This is a genomic window from Mucilaginibacter sp. UYNi724 (assembly GCF_054057495.1).
Genome location: NZ_JBSRZI010000015.1, coordinates 86,161 through 108,581 on the forward strand (window position 1 = coordinate 86,161; position 22,421 = coordinate 108,581).

The 22,421-nt window shown below is 45.2% G+C and carries 22 protein-coding genes; 13 read left to right on the plus strand and 9 right to left on the minus strand.

Features of this window, described 5'->3' with window-relative positions:
• The first annotated feature begins 10 nt into the window (after positions 1-10).
• From ACVW0P_RS18715 to ACVW0P_RS18760, 10 genes are all read left to right on the plus strand, one after another.
• A complete protein-coding gene (locus ACVW0P_RS18715) occupies positions 11-301 on the plus strand; it encodes a putative quinol monooxygenase (RefSeq protein ID WP_354428679.1) in 291 nt (96 codons plus the stop codon).
• 75 nt (positions 302-376) lie between these two features.
• The gene (locus ACVW0P_RS18720; RefSeq protein WP_457133411.1) at positions 377-742 is read left to right on the plus strand and encodes a response regulator; all 366 of its coding nucleotides are present in this window, start codon (positions 377-379) and stop codon (positions 740-742) included.
• A 386-nt stretch (positions 743-1,128) separates the two neighbouring features.
• Complete coding sequence (locus ACVW0P_RS18725) at positions 1,129-2,547, plus strand: alkaline phosphatase family protein (RefSeq protein WP_354428683.1); 1,419 nt, start codon at positions 1,129-1,131, stop codon at positions 2,545-2,547.
• Positions 2,548-2,567: 20 nt separating this feature from the next.
• The gene (locus ACVW0P_RS18730) at positions 2,568-3,647 is read left to right on the plus strand and encodes a lysylphosphatidylglycerol synthase transmembrane domain-containing protein (RefSeq protein WP_457133412.1); all 1,080 of its coding nucleotides are present in this window, start codon (positions 2,568-2,570) and stop codon (positions 3,645-3,647) included.
• Positions 3,648-3,736: 89 nt separating this feature from the next.
• Positions 3,737-5,674, plus strand: a complete 1,938-nt coding sequence (locus ACVW0P_RS18735; RefSeq protein WP_457133413.1) for a tetratricopeptide repeat-containing sensor histidine kinase — start codon at positions 3,737-3,739, stop codon at positions 5,672-5,674.
• A 52-nt stretch (positions 5,675-5,726) separates the two neighbouring features.
• Positions 5,727-6,398, plus strand: coding sequence for an NAD-dependent epimerase/dehydratase family protein (locus ACVW0P_RS18740; RefSeq protein WP_457133414.1), 672 nt, complete (start codon positions 5,727-5,729; stop codon positions 6,396-6,398).
• Positions 6,399-6,738: 340 nt separating this feature from the next.
• On the plus strand, positions 6,739-7,434 hold the full coding sequence (locus ACVW0P_RS18745) for a response regulator transcription factor (protein WP_457133415.1): 696 nt from the start codon (positions 6,739-6,741) through the stop codon (positions 7,432-7,434).
• A complete protein-coding gene (locus ACVW0P_RS18750; RefSeq protein ID WP_457133416.1) occupies positions 7,418-8,779 on the plus strand; it encodes a sensor histidine kinase in 1,362 nt (453 codons plus the stop codon). The genes ACVW0P_RS18745 and ACVW0P_RS18750 overlap by 17 nt, the downstream gene beginning before the upstream one ends.
• Before the next feature lie 249 nt (positions 8,780-9,028).
• Positions 9,029-9,526, plus strand: coding sequence for a hypothetical protein (locus ACVW0P_RS18755; RefSeq protein WP_457133417.1), 498 nt, complete (start codon positions 9,029-9,031; stop codon positions 9,524-9,526).
• A 20-nt stretch (positions 9,527-9,546) separates the two neighbouring features.
• A complete protein-coding gene (locus ACVW0P_RS18760; protein ID WP_457133418.1) occupies positions 9,547-10,476 on the plus strand; it encodes a bestrophin family protein in 930 nt (309 codons plus the stop codon).
• A 76-nt stretch (positions 10,477-10,552) separates the two neighbouring features.
• Here the strand turns inward: ACVW0P_RS18760 and ACVW0P_RS18765 are convergent, their stop codons facing one another.
• Complete coding sequence (locus tag ACVW0P_RS18765; protein WP_457133419.1) at positions 10,553-12,214, minus strand: FAD-dependent oxidoreductase; 1,662 nt, start codon at positions 12,212-12,214, stop codon at positions 10,553-10,555.
• Between the two features lie 3 nt (positions 12,215-12,217).
• The gene (locus tag ACVW0P_RS18770; RefSeq protein ID WP_457133420.1) at positions 12,218-13,618 is read right to left on the minus strand and encodes an ATP-binding protein; all 1,401 of its coding nucleotides are present in this window, start codon (positions 13,616-13,618) and stop codon (positions 12,218-12,220) included.
• Between the two features lie 414 nt (positions 13,619-14,032).
• Between ACVW0P_RS18770 and ACVW0P_RS18775 the strand changes: the two genes are divergently transcribed.
• A complete protein-coding gene (locus tag ACVW0P_RS18775; RefSeq protein WP_457133421.1) occupies positions 14,033-15,154 on the plus strand; it encodes an ATP-binding protein in 1,122 nt (373 codons plus the stop codon).
• A gap of 206 nt (positions 15,155-15,360) precedes the next feature.
• Here the strand turns inward: ACVW0P_RS18775 and ACVW0P_RS18780 are convergent, their stop codons facing one another.
• On the minus strand, positions 15,361-15,909 hold the full coding sequence (locus ACVW0P_RS18780; protein ID WP_457133422.1) for a hypothetical protein: 549 nt from the start codon (positions 15,907-15,909) through the stop codon (positions 15,361-15,363).
• 208 nt (positions 15,910-16,117) lie between these two features.
• On the opposite strand from ACVW0P_RS18780, the gene ACVW0P_RS18785 reads away from it, so the two are divergent.
• Positions 16,118-16,438, plus strand: a complete 321-nt coding sequence (locus tag ACVW0P_RS18785; RefSeq protein WP_457133423.1) for a hypothetical protein — start codon at positions 16,118-16,120, stop codon at positions 16,436-16,438.
• A gap of 325 nt (positions 16,439-16,763) precedes the next feature.
• Here the strand turns inward: ACVW0P_RS18785 and ACVW0P_RS18790 are convergent, their stop codons facing one another.
• The 3 genes from ACVW0P_RS18790 to ACVW0P_RS18800 all read right to left on the minus strand — a co-directional run bounded on the left by ACVW0P_RS18790 (position 16,764) and on the right by ACVW0P_RS18800 (position 18,305).
• Positions 16,764-17,000 carry a hypothetical protein gene (locus tag ACVW0P_RS18790; protein ID WP_354428713.1) on the minus strand — a complete coding sequence of 79 codons (237 nt, stop codon included), beginning with the start codon at positions 16,998-17,000 and terminating at the stop codon, positions 16,764-16,766.
• Between the two features lie 229 nt (positions 17,001-17,229).
• Entirely contained in the window at positions 17,230-17,712 is a 483-nt protein-coding gene (locus ACVW0P_RS18795; RefSeq protein ID WP_457133424.1) for a DUF4385 domain-containing protein, read from the minus strand.
• Between the two features lie 38 nt (positions 17,713-17,750).
• Entirely contained in the window at positions 17,751-18,305 is a 555-nt protein-coding gene (locus ACVW0P_RS18800) for an N-acetyltransferase family protein (protein ID WP_457133425.1), read from the minus strand.
• Positions 18,306-18,509: 204 nt separating this feature from the next.
• Here ACVW0P_RS18800 and ACVW0P_RS18805 point away from each other — a divergent pair, with 204 nt between their 5' ends.
• Positions 18,510-20,702, plus strand: coding sequence for an alpha-galactosidase (locus ACVW0P_RS18805; protein ID WP_457133426.1), 2,193 nt, complete (start codon positions 18,510-18,512; stop codon positions 20,700-20,702).
• A gap of 33 nt (positions 20,703-20,735) precedes the next feature.
• Here the strand turns inward: ACVW0P_RS18805 and ACVW0P_RS18810 are convergent, their stop codons facing one another.
• From ACVW0P_RS18810 to ACVW0P_RS18820, 3 genes are all read right to left on the minus strand, one after another.
• Positions 20,736-20,951: a hypothetical protein gene (locus ACVW0P_RS18810; RefSeq protein WP_354428721.1), complete on the minus strand. Its 216-nt coding sequence runs from the start codon at positions 20,949-20,951 to the stop codon at positions 20,736-20,738.
• Between the two features lie 67 nt (positions 20,952-21,018).
• Complete coding sequence (locus ACVW0P_RS18815; protein WP_354428722.1) at positions 21,019-21,150, minus strand: hypothetical protein; 132 nt, start codon at positions 21,148-21,150, stop codon at positions 21,019-21,021.
• Positions 21,151-21,300: 150 nt separating this feature from the next.
• Positions 21,301-22,284 (minus strand): 3-keto-disaccharide hydrolase, encoded by a 984-nt coding sequence (locus ACVW0P_RS18820; protein WP_457133427.1) that lies wholly within the window; start codon positions 22,282-22,284, stop codon positions 21,301-21,303.
• Positions 22,285-22,421 lie beyond the last annotated feature (137 nt).

Genomic DNA, 22,421 nt, shown 5'->3' on the forward strand with positions numbered 1-22,421 from the left:
AAGATACACCATGAGCATTAGCTTACTTGCCTCTATACACTGCAAAAAAGATGCAGAGGGAGCGTTTGATACCGAATTGAAAAAATTAGTTGAAGCGTCGTTAAAAGAAGAGGGCTGTATTGCCTACGAACTTTACCAATATAAAGACGAGCCTACCAAGTATGTTATTGAAGAGGAGTGGGCCGACGAAGATGCCCTGAGCCGCCACATGGAAACGCCTCACCATAAATATTTTGTACATATATCGCCGGCACTTTTAGAAACGCCTGCTGATGTAAAGATCCTGACACGATTGGTTTAACGTGTCGTTTGTCCTCGTAGATATAAACAATATTTACATTTTACTGTTATCATTTAAAGCAATATTTTTAAGGTTATGGCCAGGAAGATTTTATTAATTGAGGATGATAAGGATATTAGGGACACGGTAACACTCGCGCTTGAAAGCGAAGGGTATGAGGTGATCTCGTCTGATAACTCCCGTATACTAAAATCGTTAGACCAACACCAGCCCGACCTGATCATGATAGATAACTGGCTTACTGAATGGAAAAGTGATGCCAACGGCCAGCAATTAAGCCGCGAATTAAAATCAGACCCAAAAACAAAACACATCCCCGTTATCATCGTATCGGCAGTTAGCAACATTGCCGAGATAGCGAAAGAGGGCCTGTCTGACGGATATCTCAAAAAACCATTCAACCTTGATGAGTTGTTTGGGATAGTTAAGAAACACCTGTAAGGTTAAGGAGAAAGGGCTTTAACATCATATAAAAGGCGCGAGGTTTTAAAACTTCGCGCCTTTTAACTTTAACCTCAGGTTACAACTTCATACCTAACCCATTACCAAGCGAAAATGCCATCACCAGGCAAAATGCCGGGGCCGGGATACTTTACACGGCTGGTGAAGTATTTCTGATCTGTTAGGTTATTGATATTGAAGTTAACTTGATGGTTTTTCAGGAAACTGTAGTTAAAAGCAATTGCATCGGTATCATAATATGCATATTAGTTACACGTTATATCCCAAAAATTAATAATTATTTAGTTATTTTACAGTTACAAACATAATTTTCATATCGGCCTTAAACCCCTTTAAAGTCGGTTTTTTATAATATTTTTCTATTGATGCAAAGCAAAAAGCGAGTGCTGTTCTATTTAGTCGACGGCGCCCACAGTGAAGTTTTACCAGAGCTGATAGCGCAAGGCGAACTTCCAAATATAAAACGGATAATAGACGAGGGAACTTACCGTAAGGCTACTACCTGTTTCCCATCTACCACCGGCCCTGCATACCTGCCGTTTTTAACCGGGCATTTTCCGGGTACTATGGATATTACGGGCATCCGATGGTTCGATAAAAAAGAATTTAAACGCAGCCGCCTAAATAAAATGGCTATGCGCAGCTACTGCGGCCCCGAAGCCGCATGGTTTAATACCGATATGCCCGCAGATAAACCCACGCTGTTTGAACTGATGGGCGAATCTTACAACCTGTACAACATGATAACCCGTAGCGTGCCCGATGAGTACGATTTGGGTAAAAAAGGCAAAGGCTTAATGTACACACGCGCGCATTTTAAACTGCGCCACCACCCGGTTGATATACAGGGGCATGCACGTATCATGGAAATGCTCAACTCGGGCAAGGATTTCGATTTCCTGTTCGCGGTATTCCCAAGCGTGGATTGGGATTCGCACTATCACCACATCCGCGACCCACGCACAGTTGAAGCTTATAAAATTGCCGACCGCAGTTTAGGTGAAGTGCGCGCCAAATTAGAGGAGCAAGGTAAATGGGACGATATCCTGTTTATAATGACAAGTGACCACGGCCTTACACCAACCACCAAGCACCTTGACCTTGCCGACTGGATGACCGATCATGGAATAAAATCTGTGTATTACCCGGTGATTTGGAAAAGCAACCCAAAGTGTGCGGTGATGATCTCGGGTAACTCGTTCGGGAGCATCCATTTCCTAAATCATGAGGGCGACCACGTGCTGCGCGAGCAAGGAATTATGGAAGCCATGGGTGCCGACCGCTTAGCTTTACTCCTGAAGGAAGACGCCGTTGATTTTGCTATTTACCGTGGCGATGAGGAGCAAACATTTATTGTACATAACAAAACAGGTAAGGCGAAGATCTCTGTTAAGGGTAGTATATTTACCTATGAGCCTGTTACTGCCGATGTGCTAAAATACGGCGGCAAAATAGAAGCTGCCGGCCACCGTGCCATACTTGCCGCTACATTTGATACCGATTACCCTGACGCTATATTCCAGATCTACCAATTGTTCCAAAGCCGTAGGGCGGGGGATATTGTGATCAGCGCGGCCTTGGGTTATGACCTGCGCGATTTTTGGGAGTACCCGGAACACAAAGGCTCGCACGGTTCGTTACACAAATACCACATCCATGTGCCGATGATCTATAACCAAAAAGGTTGGGACGAGAAGCCAATGCGTACCGCCGACTTGTTCGATAGCATCCTGAAATGGAAAGGCATCACCCCAACAAGTTCTGAAGGCGAACCATTATTTTAATTATTACTGCCAAAGTATAAATGACACAAACTAATAAGCATAACGCCGAACCCGAAAAGCAGGACGCGAAAAGCGTATTTAACAGAAAGGTGATAGTCAAAGGCGCCTTTTGGTTCGCGCTGATCACGATTGCTACAATCGCGGTTGTATTTTTTTATAATAACACCGGCGATACGTTAAAGGCCCTATCGCACATCTCATACAAGTACATTGCAATTTGTTTTGTAATGATCGCTGTCGATTTGATGCTGGGCAGCTGGCGTAACCATATCTACATTCGCAAACTGGCGCCCGGTGTATCAAATTGGGTAAGTTTTAGGGCCAATGTTGCCAATATGTTTATGGGGGCGGTAACCCCGGCGCATGGTGGCGCAGGCCCCGCGCAAATTTTTGTTTACACCAGCAATGGCGTAACGTTTATAGACTCGTTCGCGGTAACGTTATTAAACTTGGGCGCCACGTTGATATTTATGCCTTTGGCAGGGTTTATTGCCATAATGCTAATGGATACAACCGAAGTTGGAAGCCTGGTACCCGCCATGCTTAAGTATGGCTTTAGTTTTTTCCTGCTTTTTTTATTGGCATTTTTAATGGCATTTTGGAAGCCGTTATGGGTGGGTACAATCATTAAGAAATTGGCTAACGGCTTATCAAAGATCTTCCCTAAACGTAAAGAAAAGCTGGAAAAATGGGCCGATAGTTCTTTCCAGAGCATCACCAAATACCAGCAAACCTGCAGTGTTATCATTCGCAAACACCCATATTTATTCCCGCTGAGTTTGCTGATAACAACGGTATTATACCTGAATAAATACTGCCTGCAATGGGTATTATTAATGGGCTTAGGCGTTAATGCTAACCTGGTGCAGGTAATATCTATTCAGATCCTGATCCAATTTATGATCTATTTTGCACCAACCCCGGGTGGTAGTGGCTTTGCCGAAGGTTTTATATCTACCCTGTTTGGTAAGATAGTGCCTGCCACGCTGATACCCATTTTTACACTGTTGCAGCGCTCGTTCCTGTTGTTTTTCCCGGCATTGATAGGCGCCTATGTGGTGCTTAACCTGCTGCGCAAACAAACCATGAAGAAGGCTTAGGTACAGCCGGTTAGCTTATTATTCTGCAAGTAAATATTTTTATTAATAGCAATAATATATATCTTTAATAACCAAATCTTATTCCCCTGATGAGAAAGTTATTATTGATGCTGTTGCTGTGCGCTCCTGTTTTTGCGCTTGCCCAAAACAAAACTGTTGATAGTTTAAAAAAGGTGCTTGCCATTACCAAGGTTGATACCACCCGGTGTGACCTGTACTACAAAATAGCCGTCGAACTGCAACGCATGGATCCCGTTGATGCCCAAAAAATGATAGAACGGTCCATGGCTATCGCGCAGAAAGAAAATTTCCAGAAAGGCTTCGCCAATATATATTCATTTAAATCAGTACAAAGTTCCTACAAGGGAGAGTTTGATTCAATGAGGATTTACAGCGAAAAATGTATCTACATATCTAAAAAAGTCAGCTTCCCGTTAGGGATAGCAAAAGGCCATAATGGGTTGGGGATATTTTACTGGCAAACAGGCAACTTCAGCGAAGCGATAAAAAACCACCTTACAGCATTATCCATTCGCGAAAAGCTGAAAGATACAGCGGGGATAGCTACTTCGCTGGGCAATTTGGCGCTGGTGTATTTCGATAATCAAAATTCTAAAGAAGCTGAGCATAACGCGCTGCTAAGCGTACAACTGGCTAAAAAAATAAATAAAAGCAGCATCGTTGTCAGCAATTTACAGTTACTGGCAAATGTTTACGGGCAGGATGGCCGGTATGACAAAGCCCTTGCCCGCGATGCCGAGGCTTTGGTGCTTTGTAAGCAGCATAACGATATGCGCGGCTTGTCGCAGGTGTACTCCAACATGGCGAATTGCTACACCGCAATGAAACAATATGACAAAGGGTTAAAATTCCAGTTAGAGGTATTAAAGATCGACGAGTTTTTTGGCGATAAAAAGAACATCAGTGATACCTATATGAACATCAGCGCCATTTATACCGAGCAAAAGCAATACAAAACCGCGCTCGATTGGATGCAGAAAGGCCTAACATATGCGCAGGAGAGTAAATACAAACAGGGCGAAAAGCAAGGCTGGGGCGCGCTTAGTAATATCTACGAACAACTGGGCGATTATAAAAATGCGCTGGCCACGCACCAAAAATTCCAGGCCATGAGTGTTGAGATGATCAACGAGAAGAGTAACCAGCAAATTGCCCTGATGCAGACCACATTTGATACAGAAAAGAAAGAGCAAAAGATAAACTTGCTGCACAAAGAGAATACCATCCAAAAGCTATCCATAAGCAAACAAGAAACTACCATTGCCATTATTATAGGCCTGCTGGTGGTTGCGATAGTGGTGGCCAGCCTGGTTTACAACCGAAACAAATTGAAGCAAAAGGCACAGCTACAAGCCCAAATGCTACAACACCAGGACACACTGACTAAAGCGGTTATTGACGCGGAAGAGCATGAGCGCAAACGTATTGGTGCCGACCTGCACGATGGTGTAGGGCAGCTATTCTCGGCAGTGAAAATGAACCTGAACGGGCTGTTCGACAGGATCACATTACAGCGCGAGGAGGACAGGTTTTTGGCCGAGAATACCCTGGCCCTTGTGGATGAAAGCTGTAAGGAGGTACGTGTGATATCGCACCAGATGATGCCAAATACCTTGCTAAGATCAGGCATAGCATCGGATCTGAAAAAGTTTATAGAGAAAATAGATGCCGACAGCCTCAAAATAAAACTGGAAACCACAGGCTTTAAAGATCAGCTGGAAAGCAATGTGGAAACAATGCTTTATCGCATCATCCAGGAAACGATAAATAACGTTATTAAACATGCCAATGCTACCCAGCTGGACATTGTTTTGAGGCGTGATGCTGATGAAATAACAGCAATGATAAAAGACAACGGCGTTGGTTTTGACACCACCAAGCCCGGCGGCTTCGAAGGCATCGGCCTTAAAAATATCCAAACCCGGATAGAATATTTGAGAGGAACGATAGATTATGAGTCGGCACCTGGCAAGGGGACAACCGTTACAGTAAACGTACCTGCCTGATTATTGCAAAACCATTACCATAACTCGCTTGTTTAAATAGATATTTACAAACATGGCAGGCAAAAAGTTAAAGGTGATTATAACAGGCGCCACCGGCATGGTTGGCGAGGGCGTAATGATACAGTGTTTACAACACGCGGATGTAGAGGCAGTGCTCATCATCAACCGTAAGGCATCGGGATATAACCACCCTAAACTAACCGAGATTGTCCACACCGATTTTTATAACCTGATGCCTATTGAGGATCAATTGGTGGGTTATGATGCCTGCTACTTTTGCCTCGGCATCTCGTCGGTAGGGGTAAGTAGGGACGATTATTACAAAACTACTTATATGATTACCCTTGGTGTTGCCCAAACACTTGCGGCGCTAAACGCGGATATGACCTTCTGCTATGTATCCGGCGCAGGTACCGATAGTAAAGAAAAAGGGACAAGCTGGCCAGCCGTAAAAGGGAAAACCGAAAATGACCTGATGAAGCTGCCATTTAAACAGGTGTTTGCCTTTAGGCCGGGTTTTATAAAACCGATAGAAGGGCAAACGCGGGTAAACAAGCTTTTTAAATTTATTGCCTGGATGTACCCTATAGGCAGATCGTTATATTCCGGCGGGTTTGTCCAGGTAAGGGAGATAGCAGAGGCCATGATAAAGGTTACACGGGATGGTTACGCCAAACCAGTTATAGAGGGTAAGGATATCATTGCCCTTGGCAAAACAGCTTAACAATAGCAGTGCGGTATATGAGAAAGTGCTCCGCAATAATTTGCAAGGCACTTTCTGTGTAATTCTAACAGGTGGAAAATAACTTAATTAAAGGTGTTTTACAGCCTATGGATTTTTTTGCGGGTGAAGTAGCTTTACATCGTTAATAGGAACACCTAAACCTTATTAGTTAATACAATTAAGTGCCATAAACGGAAATTCGGGGGATTTTTCGTGTATGGCACTTTTTGTTTTTGCCTTTTTTGGCTGTCAAAAGACGCTTTGCTCAAAAATTAATCGCCTTAATAAGTTAAAACATTTATTTTGGGCAGATGGTTCTAAGTTCCGTAACCCCAATTAAATGAAAGTACTGCTTGTAGAGGATGAACCGGGATTGGTATCGGTAATTGTGCGCGGCTTAACTGATGCAAGTATGGACGTGAGTGTAGCTGCCGATGGCATCATGGGGTTGGAGATGGCGCAGGCGCATAAATTCGACATTATCTTGCTGGATATTATGCTGCCGGGCATGAACGGCATCCAGGTTTGTAAAGAGATCCGCAAGCGGGATGATGCCGTGGCTATTCTGATGCTGACCGCCCTAAACAGTACTGAAAACATTGTTACCGGCCTCAACAGCGGGGCAGACGATTACCTGGCAAAGCCCTTTAAATTTGCCGAGCTCGAAGCCCGCATCCGTACATTGGTACGCCGCAGCAAGGCTGGCAGCGCGCCCAAAAATGTACTTACCATTGCCAACCTGGAGATAGATACCGTTTCAAAAACAGCCAAACGTGCGGGTAAAGCGATTTCGCTTACCGCAACAGAATATCATTTATTGGAGTACTTTGCCAAGAACCAAAATATGGTGCTATCGCGCATCCAAATTCTGGAGAATGTTTGGGATATCGATTTTAATATGGGCACCAACGTGGTTGATGTGTATGTGAACTACCTGCGTAAAAAGATAGATACGGGCTATGATAGCAAACTGATCCACACCGTATTTGGGATGGGTTATATTTTTAAAGAGGGCGGGGATGAAGCTTCAAACTAAGATAACCCTGCTGTTTGTCGTAATTTCTACCATAGGCCTGGTATTACTCAACGCGTCTATATTTTATTTTGTATCTGAATTTAGCTTCGAGGACTTTTTTAAACGACTGGAAGCACGCGTAAACCTTACCGCCGAAACCAACATCCACCCGGATAAAGAATCGGCGGCCTACAAAGAAGTGCGTACCCGTTATCTCGAAAAACTGGCGAACGAGCAGGAGTATATCATTAAGTTAGACACCACCAGATCGCCATCATACAAAAAAGTTTTAAACCTGCCCGATGAGTTTTACCAAAACATACTGAAAAAGAAGAAAGAACGATATACGCAGCAAAATCATTTTTATGCGGGGGGGCTGTTTACCGTGCACGGCGAAAAATACATCGTAATTGTAACGGCTAATGATCCCTATGGCTTTAAGGAACTGGAACAATTGAAGCGGGTGCTCCTTATAATTTTCGTGGTTTCTATCTTGCTTACGTATGTAGCGGGTAAGATCTTCTCATACTACACGGTGCAGCCTGTACGCGGCATCATCAAAAGCGTAAAAAATATAACAGCTAATAACCTGCACATGCGGCTGGACGAGGTAAAGGGAAAGGACGAGATAGCCGAACTGGTGCTTACATTCAACAATATGCTAACCCGATTGGAAACCGCCTTTGAAACGCAGAACAACTTTGTAAGTAACGCCTCGCATGAATTGCGCACCCCGTTAACCATCATCAGCGGGGAAACACAGCTGCTGCTGAAAGGGGATAAGGTTACCGAAGAGGGCCGGGAGTCTGCCAAAACAATATTGGCCGAGGCCGAAAAGCTTGGGCATATTTTAGCAAGTCTGCTTGGTTTAGCTCAAACAGGTTTCGACGGTAAAAAGCAAAACTGGACCAGGATAAGGGTAGATGAGCTGGTAATGGGTGTCGCCGATTCGGTAAAAAAGATAGACCGTAACAGCATTATCGATCTTGATTTTTCGGCCCTGCCGGATGATGAACGCCTGCTTTATACCGAAGGCAATGTAAACCTGCTGCAACTGGCTGTAAGCAATATTGTGCTCAATGCTTGTAAATACTCCAACAACCGTCCGGTAGGCATACAGGTTACCGCGCAGGACGGCCACATTGTTATTAAAGTAGCCGATAAAGGCATCGGCATCCCCGAGCAGGAACAACAGCACATATTTCAACCATTCTTCCGCGCGTCAAACACCGGCGATTTTAAGGGTCACGGTATTGGCCTGCCGCTAACGCTAAACATCATCCGCCTGCACAAAGGCAGTATTGGCATCAGTTCGGAAGAGCTGGTGGGGACAGAGATCCAGATCTTGCTACCGGTAGCAGGATAATCCTGCTCTTGAAAAGGAAATCAACCTTTAGAAGACCAAGAACCGGCACCCCGCTTCTAATAACTTTCTAATAAGTCGTCCTCAATCATTATTCTTACCGGTTTTATTAACTGATAATCAATTCTTTGATACCACACAATAACCGTGACATTCTAATAAACTTCTAATAGCGCTCTTAATTCATTTTAATGGGCTGTAGGTAGTATTGTAATAAGCAAAAACACAAGGTTTAACTTAAAACATCTACCCATGAAAACCATATTGATCCCAACCGATTACCAGGCAACCTCATTAGATAGCATCCACACGGTTTGCCGCCAATTTAAAAACGAGGAACTAAACCTTGTATTTGTACACGTATTTAAACTGTCAGACTCCTACACCGACCTGCTGATGCTTAGCCGCCGCAGCCGCGATTACGAAAAGGTGAGCGACGAGTTTTACCGCTACTGCAATGTGCTGCGCGCCCAGTACCCGCAGATTCAAAACATCAGGATAGATTTCCTTTACGGCAGCACGCTAAGCATGTTTAAGGATTTTATTGAGCATAACGAAGTGGACGTAGTTTTAGAAAGCGACAGCTACACTTTCACGCCCATCCATCAATCAAGCGTTGACCCGGGCCTGCTCATTAAACGCTCGGGCCTGCCAGTAATTAACGTCCCCAAAGGCGACTACGCTAAAATGATGCGCCAACAAAAAGACGCCGTTCCTGCAAATCAGCACGAAGAATTGTTAGAAGTATAACCCCTAAAACATCTGCCATTATGTTATTAAAAGAAAATATCCCCGTTACCTACATCTTCGGGAAGATCAAAAAAGAAGTGTTGCTGGTAACCGTGTACTCGGTTTTTATAGCCGTTATGTACAGTACTTTTCACTTCACGCGCATCTCGATACCCATTGCCGTGCCTACCATTTTGGGTACGGTTATATCGCTGCTGCTGGCCTTTAAATCTAACCAGGCTTACGACCGCTGGTGGGAAGCACGTACCCTTTGGGGCGCAATTGTGAACGATACCCGCAGCCTAACCCGACAGCTATTAACTTTTGTAGATACCCCGTATGCCGAGCACGAGCAGAAAGACTTTTGCGAACGGGTAGCCAAACGCCAGATAGCCTGGTGCTACAGCCTGAGCCATCACCTGCGTAAAGAGAACCCTTTGCAGGGCCTCGACCGCTTGCTTTGCCCGGAAGACTTGGAGCATGTTAAACGTTACGATAACGTACCGATGGGTTTGTTAGAAATACAAGGTGCCGACTTGCGCAGCGCCTACAAACTGGGCTGGATAAACGAGTACCAACAAGTAGCTATGGACGAAACCTTAACCCGTTTCAGTAACGAAATGGGTGGCTGCGAACGCATCAAGAACACGGTGTTCCCGGCTACGTATAGTGTTTATATCCACCTGTCGGTATTGTTGTTTGTGTTGTTGCTGCCGTTTGGGTTGATAGAGTTTTTTGGTGTGATAGAAGTGCCGCTGGTTATCGCGATAGCCTCTTCTTTCTTTTTGATAGAGAATATGGCCATCCACCTGCAGGACCCATTTGAGAACAAGCCTACCGATACCCCAACTACAACCATATCCCGCACCATAGAGCGTGATATAAAACAAATGCTGAAAGAGAATTACAAACACGAAGAGCCAGCGCAAGGGGCGTCCTACAATAAATCAAAAGTGTTTTATATCCTATAATTAGTTTCGTTGACTTGTTTATGAAAAGGCCGGTGAGTTGTGAGAGCTCCCGGCCTTTGTTTTTTTATCGGATTGATTATACTTCGTTCAAGTATTTATGCACAAAGCTTATTGCCATAGAGCCTTCGCCTACGGCAGATGCCACGCGGTTCATGGCGCCGGCACGTACATCGCCTGCGGCAAAAATACCCGGGCAACTGGTTTCTAACAAGTAAGGGTCACGGTTGCCTTTCCAAATCTTTTCAAAATCCGAACACAGGTTAAGATCGCGGCCGGTTTCTATAAAACCCTTGCCATTGGTGATGATGTCCTTGCAAAGCCAGTCGGTATATGGTTTTGCGCCGATGAAAATGTACAGCGCCTCTGCTTCAACGGTAGTTTCTTCTTTGCTTTGCAAGTTTTGAATTTTTAACTGCTGCAGGTTGCTATCGCCCAATGCCTCGGTGATCTCACTGTAGGGCATCAGCGTAATATTGCTTTGGTTGCCCAACTGGTCTATCAGGTATGACGACATGGTTTCTGCCAGGCTCTCTTTCCTTATCAGGATGAAAACCTCTTTAGCGAATTTGGACAGGTACATGGCCGCTTGCCCGGCAGAGTTGCCGCCCCCTACCACGAAAACGTGTTTGTCTTTGCAAGATGCAGCCTCCGTCATGGCGGCACCATAGTAGATGCCCGCGCCGGTAAATTTATCGATGCCCGGCGTATTTAAATGACGGTAATCTACGCCTGTGGTTATGATAACCGCTTTGGTGATCACCTCCTTGCCATCATCCAGTATCAAAGTTTTATAATTGTCTTTCAGTTTAATTTCTTTTACAGCTTGCGGCGACAAAAAATCGGTACCAAAACGGGCCGATTGGGTGATGGCCCTGCGTGTAAGATCAGCGCCGCTAAGCCCCGCCGGGAAGCCGAGGTAATTTTCGATGCGCGAACTTGTGCCCGCCTGTCCGCCGGGTACTTTCTTTTCTATCAGCAGGGTTTTCAATCCTTCAGATGATCCATAAACTGAAGCAGCCAGCCCGGCAGGGCCTGCACCGATGATGACTACATCATAAAGCTCGTTTTTGGCTTCCTGGTTAAGGCCTATCTTGGCGGCAATATCCTTTACTGCCGGGTTTTTCAACAACGTACCATCCGCGAAAATAATAGCGGGCAATTCTTTAGTATCCAGTTTATTAAGGGCGACGATTTTTTGGGCGTCCTCGGTATTGGCGTCCATCCAAAGGTAAGGCACCAGGTAACCCGACAGGAACTCCTTAATATCGTGCGATTTTGGAGAGTATTGGTAACCTATCACCTTTATCCCTCTAAAATCCGGGCGGTAATGGCCTTGCCAGTCTTCCAGCAGATCGGTTAGTATTGGGTATAGTTTTTCTTCGGGCGGGTCCCAGGGTTTGGTGAGGTAGTAATCTAATTTAACCTCGTTGATGGCTTTGATAGCGGCATCCGTATCGGCATAAGCGGTTAATAAAACGCGTTTGGCATTCGGGAAAATGGAAGTTGTACGGCATAAAAAGTCTACACCCTCCATTTCGGGCATGCGCTGGTCGCTCAGGAAAAGGGCCACCACTTCGCCTTTATTTTTTAGTTCAAGCAGGCTGTCTAAAGCCTCTTTGACCGAGTCGGTGCTAAGGATGCGGTAGTCCTGCCGGTAATGGTTTTTTAGGTCGCGGCTTATGGCGCGCAGTACTTGCTGGTCGTCGTCAATTACAAATATGATAGGGAGTTGGTCCATTGCTTAGTTGTCTTTTAGGGGGAAACAAACAGTAAATTCGGTATTGCCGGGTGCCGAGGCCACCTTTACGGTGCCATTATGCTGGCGGATAATGCGGGTAACCATATCCAGCCCAAGGCCGGTGCCTTTGCCCATATCCTTGGTGGTAAAAAACGGATCGAACACCTGCGACTGCACATCTTCCGGGATGCCCACGCCGTTGTCTTTGATGTAAACGCACACATAATCTCTGTCCAGTTGGGTGCGGATGGTTATTATGCCGCTGCCGTTCGCTTCCATGGCATCAATGGCATTATCTATAATGTTGGTCCAAACCTGGTTAAGCTCGCCGGCCAGGGCTTTTACAAGGGGCAGTTTCAGGTCAAAATCTTCCTCTATCTTGATGTTGCCCTTGCGCAATTTATAGTTGAGCATGGTGATGGTGTTGCGGATGCCGGCGTGGATATCCAGCGGCTGCTTATCGGTATCCCTATCCATGTGGGTAAAGGTTTTTACCGAGCTAACCAGTTCTGAAATGCGGCCGGAAGATTCTTTGATATCCGACACCATTTTTTCTTGCAGCAGGTAGTTGCTCATCCAATCCAACACAACGCTTAACTGGGGCTGCGGCGTACAGGTGTTCATATGCTCCAGGTCCTCGGGCGTAAAGCCAAACTCGGTTAAGTTTTCGGCTATGTCGAAATCTTTTATGCCGTGGCTGTTTAGCCAGTTGCTCAGTTCGTCCTCTAGGTCGGCGCGCTGCATCATGCTGAGGGCGGGGCGGTCGGTTTGGTGGGTTTTACTGATGAGGATCTGGTTTATGGTATCCAATTTTTCGGGCACGATATTGAGCGCCGCCACCTCCTTGAAAATTTCGGGCAGGCGTTTTATCTGGCTTTGTAGCGACGATGCGCCCCTGCTAATAGCCGATGCCGGGTTATTCAACTCGTGCGCTAAGCCTGCCGATAGTTTACCAAGCGCGAACATCTTTTCGTTTTGTTGCTGCTGCGAGGTAAAATCGCGCACGCGGGTGGTCATGGTGTGGACGAGGGCGGCAATAAGTTCGTAATGCAGTTTGATGGCATCGTGCAGTTTTACCTTGGGCACGCGTAGCATGCGGCAATCCTCTACTGCCTCGCCATAGCCAAAAGTATTGGTGCCGCGGCTAAAGGGCAGGTAACCGGTAATGGACTGCGGCTTTATCACGAACACCTCGCGCAGTTTGCCATTTTGCTCGGCACACACGCGGATGCGGCCCTCTATCATAAATATCGTACCGTCCAGCGCCTCGCCTTTTTCGAAAACGCGGACGCCTTCTTCAAACTCCATGGTTTGTCCGTTGGCAAGCAGCCATTCCAGCTGATCATACGGGACATCTTGCAGGGCAGGGAAAGCCTTTAAATCGGCCAAAGTTACGTTAGTCATGCGGCGGTGGTAATGTTATACAAGTATAACGGTATTTATGGTTTACCACAAGGCAGGTTAGCCGTTAACCACCAAAAAAGCAGCCGCAAATAGCCCTCTTTTTCTGTCTGCTGTACCGGGGTGTCCCACTATTTATGACAGGAATGAAAAATTAAATGCAATAAACTGATAATGAGATATTTGAAATATTGACTAATTGGCAATAATAGTCAGCATAAAATATAGTTAATTGATAATAAGATATTTAAATATTTTAATGGGTGTCTAATTTTGCGAAAAACGGTACAGAGTGGTACAGGGTGAGACACCCAGGTTTTTTGTGGTTTTTTTGATGGGAGCTTTTTAATTAAAAATTAAAAAAATTGTCACAAATCAGCTTTTTAGCTGTATATATCTATACATACAGTAAAGAAAATGGATAATCGTGGCATATTATTATTGAAAAATATTGAGGGGCAGGAGCAATTACTTATCGCAGCTTTGGGGGCATCTATAAGCGGAGTGGTAATAACCGACTGGCAGCAAGAGGATAACCCTATTATATATTGCAACAACGCCTTTGAGGAAATGACAGGTTACAGCCGGGAAGAGATATTAGGAAAAAACTGCAGGTTTTTGCAATTAGAAAACCGCGAACAAATAGGAAGATACAAAGTACAGGATGCCTTGTCTGCCGGCTCTGATTGTTATGTTGAACTGGCAAACTACCGTAAAGACGGCTCGATGTTTTATAACGAGTTGTATATAGCCCCTATAAAGGATAGGGAGGGTATTGTTACCCATTACATCGGCATACAAAACGATATTACTTTAAGAAAGCAGAAAGAGATTTCCTTAGAACTGGAGTTAAGAATGCAAAAGCAAAAAGATGCTTTTACAAACCTTGCCAGCCACGAGTTAAGAACGCCCATCACCAGTTTGCGGGCAACACTTCAATTGATGAACCGGATCATTCAGGAGAAAAAAATAGAAGATAAGCGCCTGATTGAATTAGCGAAAAATTCGGAACGCCATGCTAAAAAACTTGGAGCGTTGGTTGACGATCTGCTGATCACGACGGTGCTGTCTAACGAAGAACTTGTACTCAATAAAACGATGTTTTTATTTTCTGACGTAATAGATGGGTGCTGTAACCACATCGCTATGAATGGAACAAATACTGTAGAAAAGTCGGGTGATATGAAACTGCCGATCTTTGCTGACCAGCATAAAATTGACCAGGTAATGATTAATCTGCTTAATAACGCGGTAAAGTATGCACCCAATTCTAAAACTATTTCGATAAGCGTTGAACATAAAGATCATTTTATTAAAATTACGGTGAAGGATAAGGGTATCGGGATAGCCGATAAGGATGTTAGTTCGATTTTTAAGCGTTTTAAAAAGGCGGACAATGGGCAGCACAGCCAATCCGGTCTCGGAATAGGGCTTTACATTAGTTCAGAGATCGTAAAACAGCATGGGGGCGAAATGGGAGTTGATAGTGTACTTGGGCAGGGGTCGTCCTTTTGGTTCACGTTGCCTGACGTTGCTTAGACCCCCTGCCGGCGCATGCATGGCGCGTGCTATAATTGGAAGCAAGGACTATGTGCATATAAGCGCATAGCGGAATCACCCCATCCCATGCACAACTGCCGTTACTTTGGATAAAAACCTTATTGACTCCAAAAAGCAAAAGCCGCATCCTCAAACGAGTGGACGCGGCTTTGCATTGGTAATTAACTATGAACTGTTTCGGCTTATTATTCGGTGGTGGTGGGGATAAATTTCCAGGTGAATTTATCGGTTGGTTCGGCCGCTTCGAAACGGATCTCGGTTGCCGAATCGGCGCTATATACAAAGCTGCGCAGGGCGTCGCCATTATAAAATGTGCTTTTGATGAACCATTCTTTGGCGCCCGGCCCGGCCAAGATGCGGAAGCTTGTGCCCGCGCCTGCAGGGCCTATCATTGGGGTATGGTCTTTAACGGCATTTGGCTGAAAGAACATGTTGTCCGTCCCCGCCAAACGCATGGTGTAGCTGAAGCCTTTTTTAGTGCGGAATTGTTTTACTTCCCACTTTTGCATCCCGCTGCCACTGTATGGCCGCAGAAATACGTTTTGGGCAATCGTTGGCTGCAAAGGGGTAAGGGCTTTAGAGCCATTCACGATAAAATAGGTGCCGGTGGGCAGGGGCGCGGTATTATCGATGCCGGCGGGCATCTGCATGCTTTGGCCTATGGTTTTCATTTGGCTGCAGGCCGATATGGCGAAGGTGAGCAGTGCGGCAATGGATAGTTTTAATGTTTTCATGGCGGTTGTTTGTTTTGTTGATACAAGTATAAAGGCCTGCTTGTTATGGTTTTGCGGGAATGAGTGAAGTGGGGGTTTTAGTGAGTGGGGAGTGGGTGAGGAGTGAGTGGTTGGGGTTTTAAAAAAGCCGTCATTGTGAGCGATAGCGTGGCAATCCCCGATTTACATAGAGGTTAAAAAGGTGATCTGCTTCTGATAGATTGGGGTAATGAATGGCTTTGAATTAATTAGTTCTTTGTTAGTAATGGGTTTGCTTTATGAATCGTCAGTAGATGTTCGTTTCTTTTTTGTCGCAAAAAACAAACGAACCAAAGAAAAAACACGCGGCTTAACCGTGTTGCTGTTTAAGGGTGTGGGAGGGCAGTGCCTGTGCTATCCGCGACACGCTAATGCCGCATTAGGAGTGGACCCCTTGGGTTCATCAGATAGAAGAAAAAATGCTACACCCATACCGCCAACAGGGCCACCAGTGTTCTGCCCAATTTCAGGCGAAGCTGTTTTGACTGACGGGGAAAGGAAAGCCTGGTAATAGTATAAATAAGAGGACCTGGTTCAGAGAATTGAGTTTGACGAACCTGAATTTACCGTCCAAATGTAACACACGGGTGGCGCAGGCAATGCCAAAACCCCAGCACTCACAGCGTGTTACCAACCCGCGACTTTCTTTGGTTTGTTTCTTTTGAGAGAAAAGAACGGCGTAGACCTCTTGAGGCTGAAAAAAAAACACGAAAAAATGATCATCCACAAGCCCTACAATTTAGAACGACCACTCCTAACGAAGAACTAATAGTGTGCTCTGTACAGCAAAGAGATTGCTTCGTACCTCGCAATGACGCGCGGAGTGGTGTGCCGGCTTAAAACGCCATCTTCCTTCTCACCAAAATGCTATCTATGCGCTTACCAATAGCGTTAAGGATCTGTTCGTCTAAAAAATCTTCGTTACGCTGCATCCATTCGCTGCCCAGTTTAAACAGGGTGGCGGCTTTGCCGTCGGCGAATTTTATGTTCCACACGTGCCAGGTTTTAAAGTAAGCGCTGGTAATTTCTATGAGTTGAGCGGTACCATCGGGCAGTTTAATTTTGTGTTTCATATGTAGCAGGTAGTTGTAGAGCGATGTCCTATAGAGACGTATAAAAACGCCTGATATTGTGGTTTGTTTGTCGGTAAATTGTCTGATTTGGGTACTTACCTGCTAATGCATTAATTCTCAACCGATAATATTTAATGACTTTTTTACTTCGTTAAAGGGAGACTTATTCGGGTCACTTGAGCTGATTGAATTTACCCGCCTTATAATTTTTCAGGTATTGCCTGGCGGGCTATCCTTTGTCTTTCTTCCATGCGGTTTTCATGGCTTTGTATTTTGGATTGGCTTCGGCCTGTTTGTATAGCTTGTAGAATACGGCCGCTGCCCGCGCTTTTTCGTCCTCGCCGGTGCCGCGTTCCAACTGTGCGTAGTTATTTTGTTCGTCGTATTTTTTGCCGCCTTTATAATTGGCATAGCGGCGGGCGCGGGTGTAGCCCATTTGCAAAAACTTGCGGGCCATATCGGCGCCTACAAAGTTATCGTGTTCCAGATAGTCGTTAAACATGCTGTAAATTATCTCGCTGCTTTGCCGCGCGATGGCTTCGGTTTTAAAACGCCAGTGCTGGCCTATCTCGCTTTTGTAAGGTTCGCAAATAAGCACACCTTGTTCGCCCTTGCCCACACGGTAATGCCCGGGCTGCTTGCGGTAATCGATATCCGGTTTCCATGGATAGGCGGCTTTATCAAAATTAAGGTACGAGGGTTTATCGGCCATAATCAATTAACAGCTGTTGCCTGCGGGATGTTTGGCAGTCACACCCGGCGTTGCAAATGGTAATGAGAGCCGCCCAGTAATCGCTTTTCGCCTTGCTCGGTAAAACCCAGATCGGTGTAGAGCTTTTTAGCTTTATCGTTGCCTTTATCTACCAACAGGCCAACGGTATGGTGGCCAAGTTCCGCGGCGTAGTTAAACAAAGCGGTGAGGATTTTTTTGGCGATGCCTTTACCCTGGTGACCGGGGAATACCGCAAGGCAGTCGATGTAATATTCGCCGGGCTGGGTTTCATCTTCGGGTGTACCGGCGAAACCAAGTTGGGTGCGGGTGTAATCTAAAAAGGGTTTGCGCAGGTCGTCAAGTTTTGCGCCGTCGTAGGCCATGATCATGCCTGTGGTTTCGCCTTGTTCATCCCAAACTAAAATATTGGTATAGCTATATTGGTTGCCGGTTAGCCGGGCAAAGCGTTCAAATAGTTCGAGTGCTTTTGCCGGGTCATCGTTATTGGCGAATTTGGCGGCAAGCGGGCCCATGGCCAGTGCAATAAGGCGGGATATGGCAGGTGCGTCGGCAGGGGTTGCTTGTCGTATCATGGGTGGTGTAAATTAACAAGAATGTCCATCATATTATAGTTTTTGTCCATTATAAAAGTTACTATAATGGCTAAATTTACCCATCAATTTAATAAGCGATATTGGTAATGTGTTGTGCAAAAATGATAAATTTATTTGCGCGCAATAATTACAAATTACTTTACCGTAATATTGCCTATAGCCAATACAATCAATTTATCCAACGTGAGAAGCAAAAATTACCTGTTCACCGCATGCCTTATTGCGGCCTCTTTCATAGCCAATGCACAAGTAGTGACGATCCCGGTAGAAACCCAGCACAATGCCCTGGTGTTACAGACCGATGCCGGCAAAAACCTGAAGATGGTTTACTTCGGCGTCAAACTTAGCTATGCTAAGGAGTATGCAGGCATTGCAAAAATGTACAAACCAAATGATGATTCGGGCATATTGGATGATGCTTACACGCCGTCGGGCTCGGCCAACCTTGCAGAGCCTGCCATTACGGTTACCCATGCCGATGGCAATAAATCGCTGGACCTGCAGTATGTTAGCCACACCGTAACCAAGGTTGATGATAACGTGTCGTTATTAACAGTGACGCTGAAAGATCCTGCTTACCCGTTCGAGGTGAAGCTATACTATAAAACATTTTTTAAAGAGGACGTTACCGAGCAATGGAGCGTAATCAAACACAACGAGAAGGGTGTGGTAACGTTGAATAAATTTGCATCGGCCAACCTTAATTTTAAGGCTGATGGTTTTTGGCTGAAACAATATCACGGCAACTGGGCATCAGAAATGAAGCCCGAAGAAAGCAAGCTTACCCACGGCATCAAAACCATCGACAGCAAACTGGGCACCCGTGCCAACCTGTACGAGCCGTCTACTTTTATGATATCGATGGATAAACCGGCTACCGAGGACGAAGGCAAAGTGTTGCTGGGCTCATTGGAATGGTCTGGGAATTTTAGGGTTGATTTTGAATTAAGCCCCGAGCCGTCAAACTACCTGCGGCTGATTGCGGGCATTAACAACGCCGCTGCCGAATATCACCTAAAACCTAACGAGGATTTTGTAACACCGGCGCTGGTTTATACCTACAGCGACCACGGTACAGGCGATGCCAGCCGCAAAATGCACCGCTGGGCACGCAAATATAAAATTGTGGATGGCGAAGGCACCAGGCTAACACTACTCAACAACTGGGAATCTACCTACTTTGATTTTAACGAGACCAAGCTGGCGCAGCTTTTTAAAGATACCAAAAAGCTTGGCGTTGATCTGTTTTTGCTGGATGATGGCTGGTTTGGTAATAACCACCCCCGCAATGGCGATAATGCAGGCCTTGGCGACTGGCAGGAAAACAAGCTGAAACTGCCAAATGGCATTGGTTCGCTGGTGAAAGAGGCTGATGCAAATGGCGTAAAGTTCGGGATCTGGATAGAGCCTGAAATGGTTAACCCCGCCAGCGACCTTTATAAAGCCCACCCGGATTGGGTAATAAAAGAAAGCGGCCGCCCCGAAAAGTATTTTCGTAACCAGCTGGTGCTTGACCTGAGCAACCCTAAGGTGCAAGATTTTGTATTCGGCGTGGTTGATAACCTGTTCACCAAAAACCCGAAACTTGCCTATATTAAATGGGATTGCAACGCGGTTATTTATAATGCTAACTCGGCTTACTTAAAGAAAGATCAATCACATCTGTACACCGATTACGTTCGCGGGCTTTATAAAATACTGGATAGGGTGCGTGCCAAATACCCAAAAGTGCCGCTGATGCTTTGCTCTGGCGGTGGCGGCCGGGTTGATTATGGCGCGCTTAAATATTTTACCGAGTACTGGCCAAGCGATAATACCGATCCGTTGGAACGCATCTTTATCCAATGGGAGTATTCTTATTTCTTCCCGGCGATAGCCAGCTCTAACCACGTTACAGATTGGGGTAAACAGCCGCTTAAATTTAAGATAGATGTGGCTATGATGGGTAAAATGGGCTTTGATATTGTAGTAGGTAAACTAAGCGAACAGGAACTGGCTTACGCCCATCTTGCCCTAAAAAACTATGATGGTTTGAAAGATGTAATCTGGCACGGCGACCAATATCGCCTGCAAAACCCGTGGGCAAACGACGTAGCATCATTGATGTATGTGAACGAAGCGAGATCAAAGGCGGTGGTTTTTAATTATTTGGTGAACAACCGCTACAATGCCGGTACCAAAACGCCTATCCGTTTCAAAGGCCTCGACCCTAATAAAACCTACTCTGTGAAAGAGATAAACCTTTATCCTGGAACAGCCACTATACTGGAAACTGAACCTAAATACAAAGGAGACTTTTTAATGAATGTAGGCATCAACCCGCAGGTGAGCGCTTACCATACCAGCGTGGTGATCCAGCTGGACGAAGTGCAGTAAACGGTATTGTAAATAAGTAGAGTTAAGGGGTGATTATGCAGCTAATGATATGCCATCGCCCATTACCTGTCTTATATCAAGGTCTACAAGAGATATTAAGTTAGAGCAGCATAACAGGCAGGTATGTTTTTGGCGAAAGGTAGATAGCTCGTAAGGTAACCGAAGCACCTGTGCATATTTATGGTTATAAACCGAGCCAAAACAGGCTTTGTTAAAACAGTAGTATGATATAGTTACTTTGGTGCTCATAATTGTTACTCATAAAAAAAGCCCCTTGTGAGAAGCTTATTTTCCATAGGTAGATGGTATATATAGATCAGGCAATAAAGCCTGTAAATTGCTGTTGATTAAAAGCGCGCAGGCTAAATGCTTTTTTCCTGAACAAGCTTATCACTTTAGCTTCTATTGTTTTTACGGTGCTGATTGTTTTGATATGTACAACTTTCATGATAAGGGTTAATCTAATTCCGTGCCAATTTTAATCCGGCAATATTGATCAACCTAAATGCCTTAATTTGATGTACAGAAAACAGAAAGGGCTGTCTATTATTTAGACAGCCCTTTCATAAATATAGCGAATAAGTGTACAGTTAGCCGGTTACTTAGCAGGGGTTATCACAATGTTGCGGTAATCTATAGGGCCGTGGTCGCCCTGAATGAATAATGGGCCTGGTTCGCCTTCCTTGCTATCCATAGCGCCACCGGTAAGGCCGGGTATTATCTGGCGGGTAATAACCTCGGTGCCGTTAGCCGAAAGGGTTATCATGCGGCCAACCAGTGTAATATCATATGATTGCCATTCGCCGGGGTTTTTAGCCATCATTTTGTTTGGCGGCAAAAATCCATATACCGAACTGAATTGGTTGTTAATAGGCTCTGGTTCGCCGCTTTTGGTATCTATCACCTGTATCTCGTAACGGCCGCGCAGGTAAACGCCGCTGTTGCTGCCCTGTTTGTAACGGAACTCGATATGCAGTTTAAAATCATTGAATTTTTTATCGCTGATAAGGTTGGCGCCCGATTTTAGGCTACGTAAAATGCCATTCTCCACAATCCATTGGTTTTTGCCATCGGTGTGGAAACCTTTAGTATTTTTACCATTAAACAAGCGAATGGGTTTGCCCCATACCGGTGCTTTACTGCGGATAAGTGCAGGCGCGCGTACACCGGTAAAGTTGTAACTTTTGCCATCGGTATAAACCATGGTGCCTTTTAAGCTGTTGCCGCTTACGTCAAATTCAAAATCCATATTGCGGTCGCCTTGTTCCCATTGCGGCGGGATAGAAAAGCTGAACTTACCACCGGCAGGTTTAACTTCTGAAATAGGGCGGGCACTCCCGAAAGCATAAGTGAAACGGCCAATAAGCGTATGCGTGCCCGATTTTTGAACCTCTAACCACGATGGGATGCTTTTACCGTCTTTCTCCATAGTAATATCCCAGCGGCCAATCACATCAGGATCTTTAGCCAATACATCGGTTTGTGCCGAAGCTTTACTACCACAAATTAAGGTTAACGCCAACAGGGTGATGCCGAAAAAGCGGGCAACAAGCCCCGGCTTTGAAACAGGTGTATTTTTCATAAATGGTTTATATTGAATGATAAATCTACAAACTAAATTGGCAAAACAAAAAGGCGTTTGTAGTTAAGGCAGGTAGTTTAGCTTGATCCCGAATACTCCACAACAAAAATCAGGAGGAAAATTTGAAAATACGGATT

Coding starts and splice junctions, on each gene's coding strand:
- ACVW0P_RS18770 (WP_457133420.1), bottom strand. CDS start 13,618: ATGACTAACGTAACTTTGGCCGATTTAAAGGCTTTCCCTGCCCTGCAA.
- ACVW0P_RS18780 (WP_457133422.1), bottom strand. CDS start 15,909: ATGAAAACATTAAAACTATCCATTGCCGCACTGCTCACCTTCGCCATA.
- ACVW0P_RS18715 (WP_354428679.1), top strand. CDS start 11: ATGAGCATTAGCTTACTTGCCTCTATACACTGCAAAAAAGATGCAGAG.
- ACVW0P_RS18765 (WP_457133419.1), bottom strand. CDS start 12,214: ATGGACCAACTCCCTATCATATTTGTAATTGACGACGACCAGCAAGTA.
- ACVW0P_RS18810 (WP_354428721.1), bottom strand. CDS start 20,951: ATGAGCACCAAAGTAACTATATCATACTACTGTTTTAACAAAGCCTGT.
- ACVW0P_RS18820 (WP_457133427.1), bottom strand. CDS start 22,284: ATGAAAAATACACCTGTTTCAAAGCCGGGGCTTGTTGCCCGCTTTTTC.
- ACVW0P_RS18790 (WP_354428713.1), bottom strand. CDS start 17,000: ATGAAACACAAAATTAAACTGCCCGATGGTACCGCTCAACTCATAGAA.
- ACVW0P_RS18775 (WP_457133421.1), top strand. CDS start 14,033: ATGGATAATCGTGGCATATTATTATTGAAAAATATTGAGGGGCAGGAG.
- ACVW0P_RS18740 (WP_457133414.1), top strand. CDS start 5,727: ATGGCAGGCAAAAAGTTAAAGGTGATTATAACAGGCGCCACCGGCATG.
- ACVW0P_RS18745 (WP_457133415.1), top strand. CDS start 6,739: ATGAAAGTACTGCTTGTAGAGGATGAACCGGGATTGGTATCGGTAATT.
- ACVW0P_RS18735 (WP_457133413.1), top strand. CDS start 3,737: ATGAGAAAGTTATTATTGATGCTGTTGCTGTGCGCTCCTGTTTTTGCG.
- ACVW0P_RS18800 (WP_457133425.1), bottom strand. CDS start 18,305: ATGATACGACAAGCAACCCCTGCCGACGCACCTGCCATATCCCGCCTT.
- ACVW0P_RS18755 (WP_457133417.1), top strand. CDS start 9,029: ATGAAAACCATATTGATCCCAACCGATTACCAGGCAACCTCATTAGAT.
- ACVW0P_RS18720 (WP_457133411.1), top strand. CDS start 377: ATGGCCAGGAAGATTTTATTAATTGAGGATGATAAGGATATTAGGGAC.
- ACVW0P_RS18795 (WP_457133424.1), bottom strand. CDS start 17,712: ATGGCCGATAAACCCTCGTACCTTAATTTTGATAAAGCCGCCTATCCA.
- ACVW0P_RS18750 (WP_457133416.1), top strand. CDS start 7,418: ATGAAGCTTCAAACTAAGATAACCCTGCTGTTTGTCGTAATTTCTACC.
- ACVW0P_RS18730 (WP_457133412.1), top strand. CDS start 2,568: ATGACACAAACTAATAAGCATAACGCCGAACCCGAAAAGCAGGACGCG.
- ACVW0P_RS18815 (WP_354428722.1), bottom strand. CDS start 21,150: ATGAAAGTTGTACATATCAAAACAATCAGCACCGTAAAAACAATAGAA.
- ACVW0P_RS18760 (WP_457133418.1), top strand. CDS start 9,547: ATGTTATTAAAAGAAAATATCCCCGTTACCTACATCTTCGGGAAGATC.
- ACVW0P_RS18725 (WP_354428683.1), top strand. CDS start 1,129: ATGCAAAGCAAAAAGCGAGTGCTGTTCTATTTAGTCGACGGCGCCCAC.
- ACVW0P_RS18785 (WP_457133423.1), top strand. CDS start 16,118: ATGAATGGCTTTGAATTAATTAGTTCTTTGTTAGTAATGGGTTTGCTT.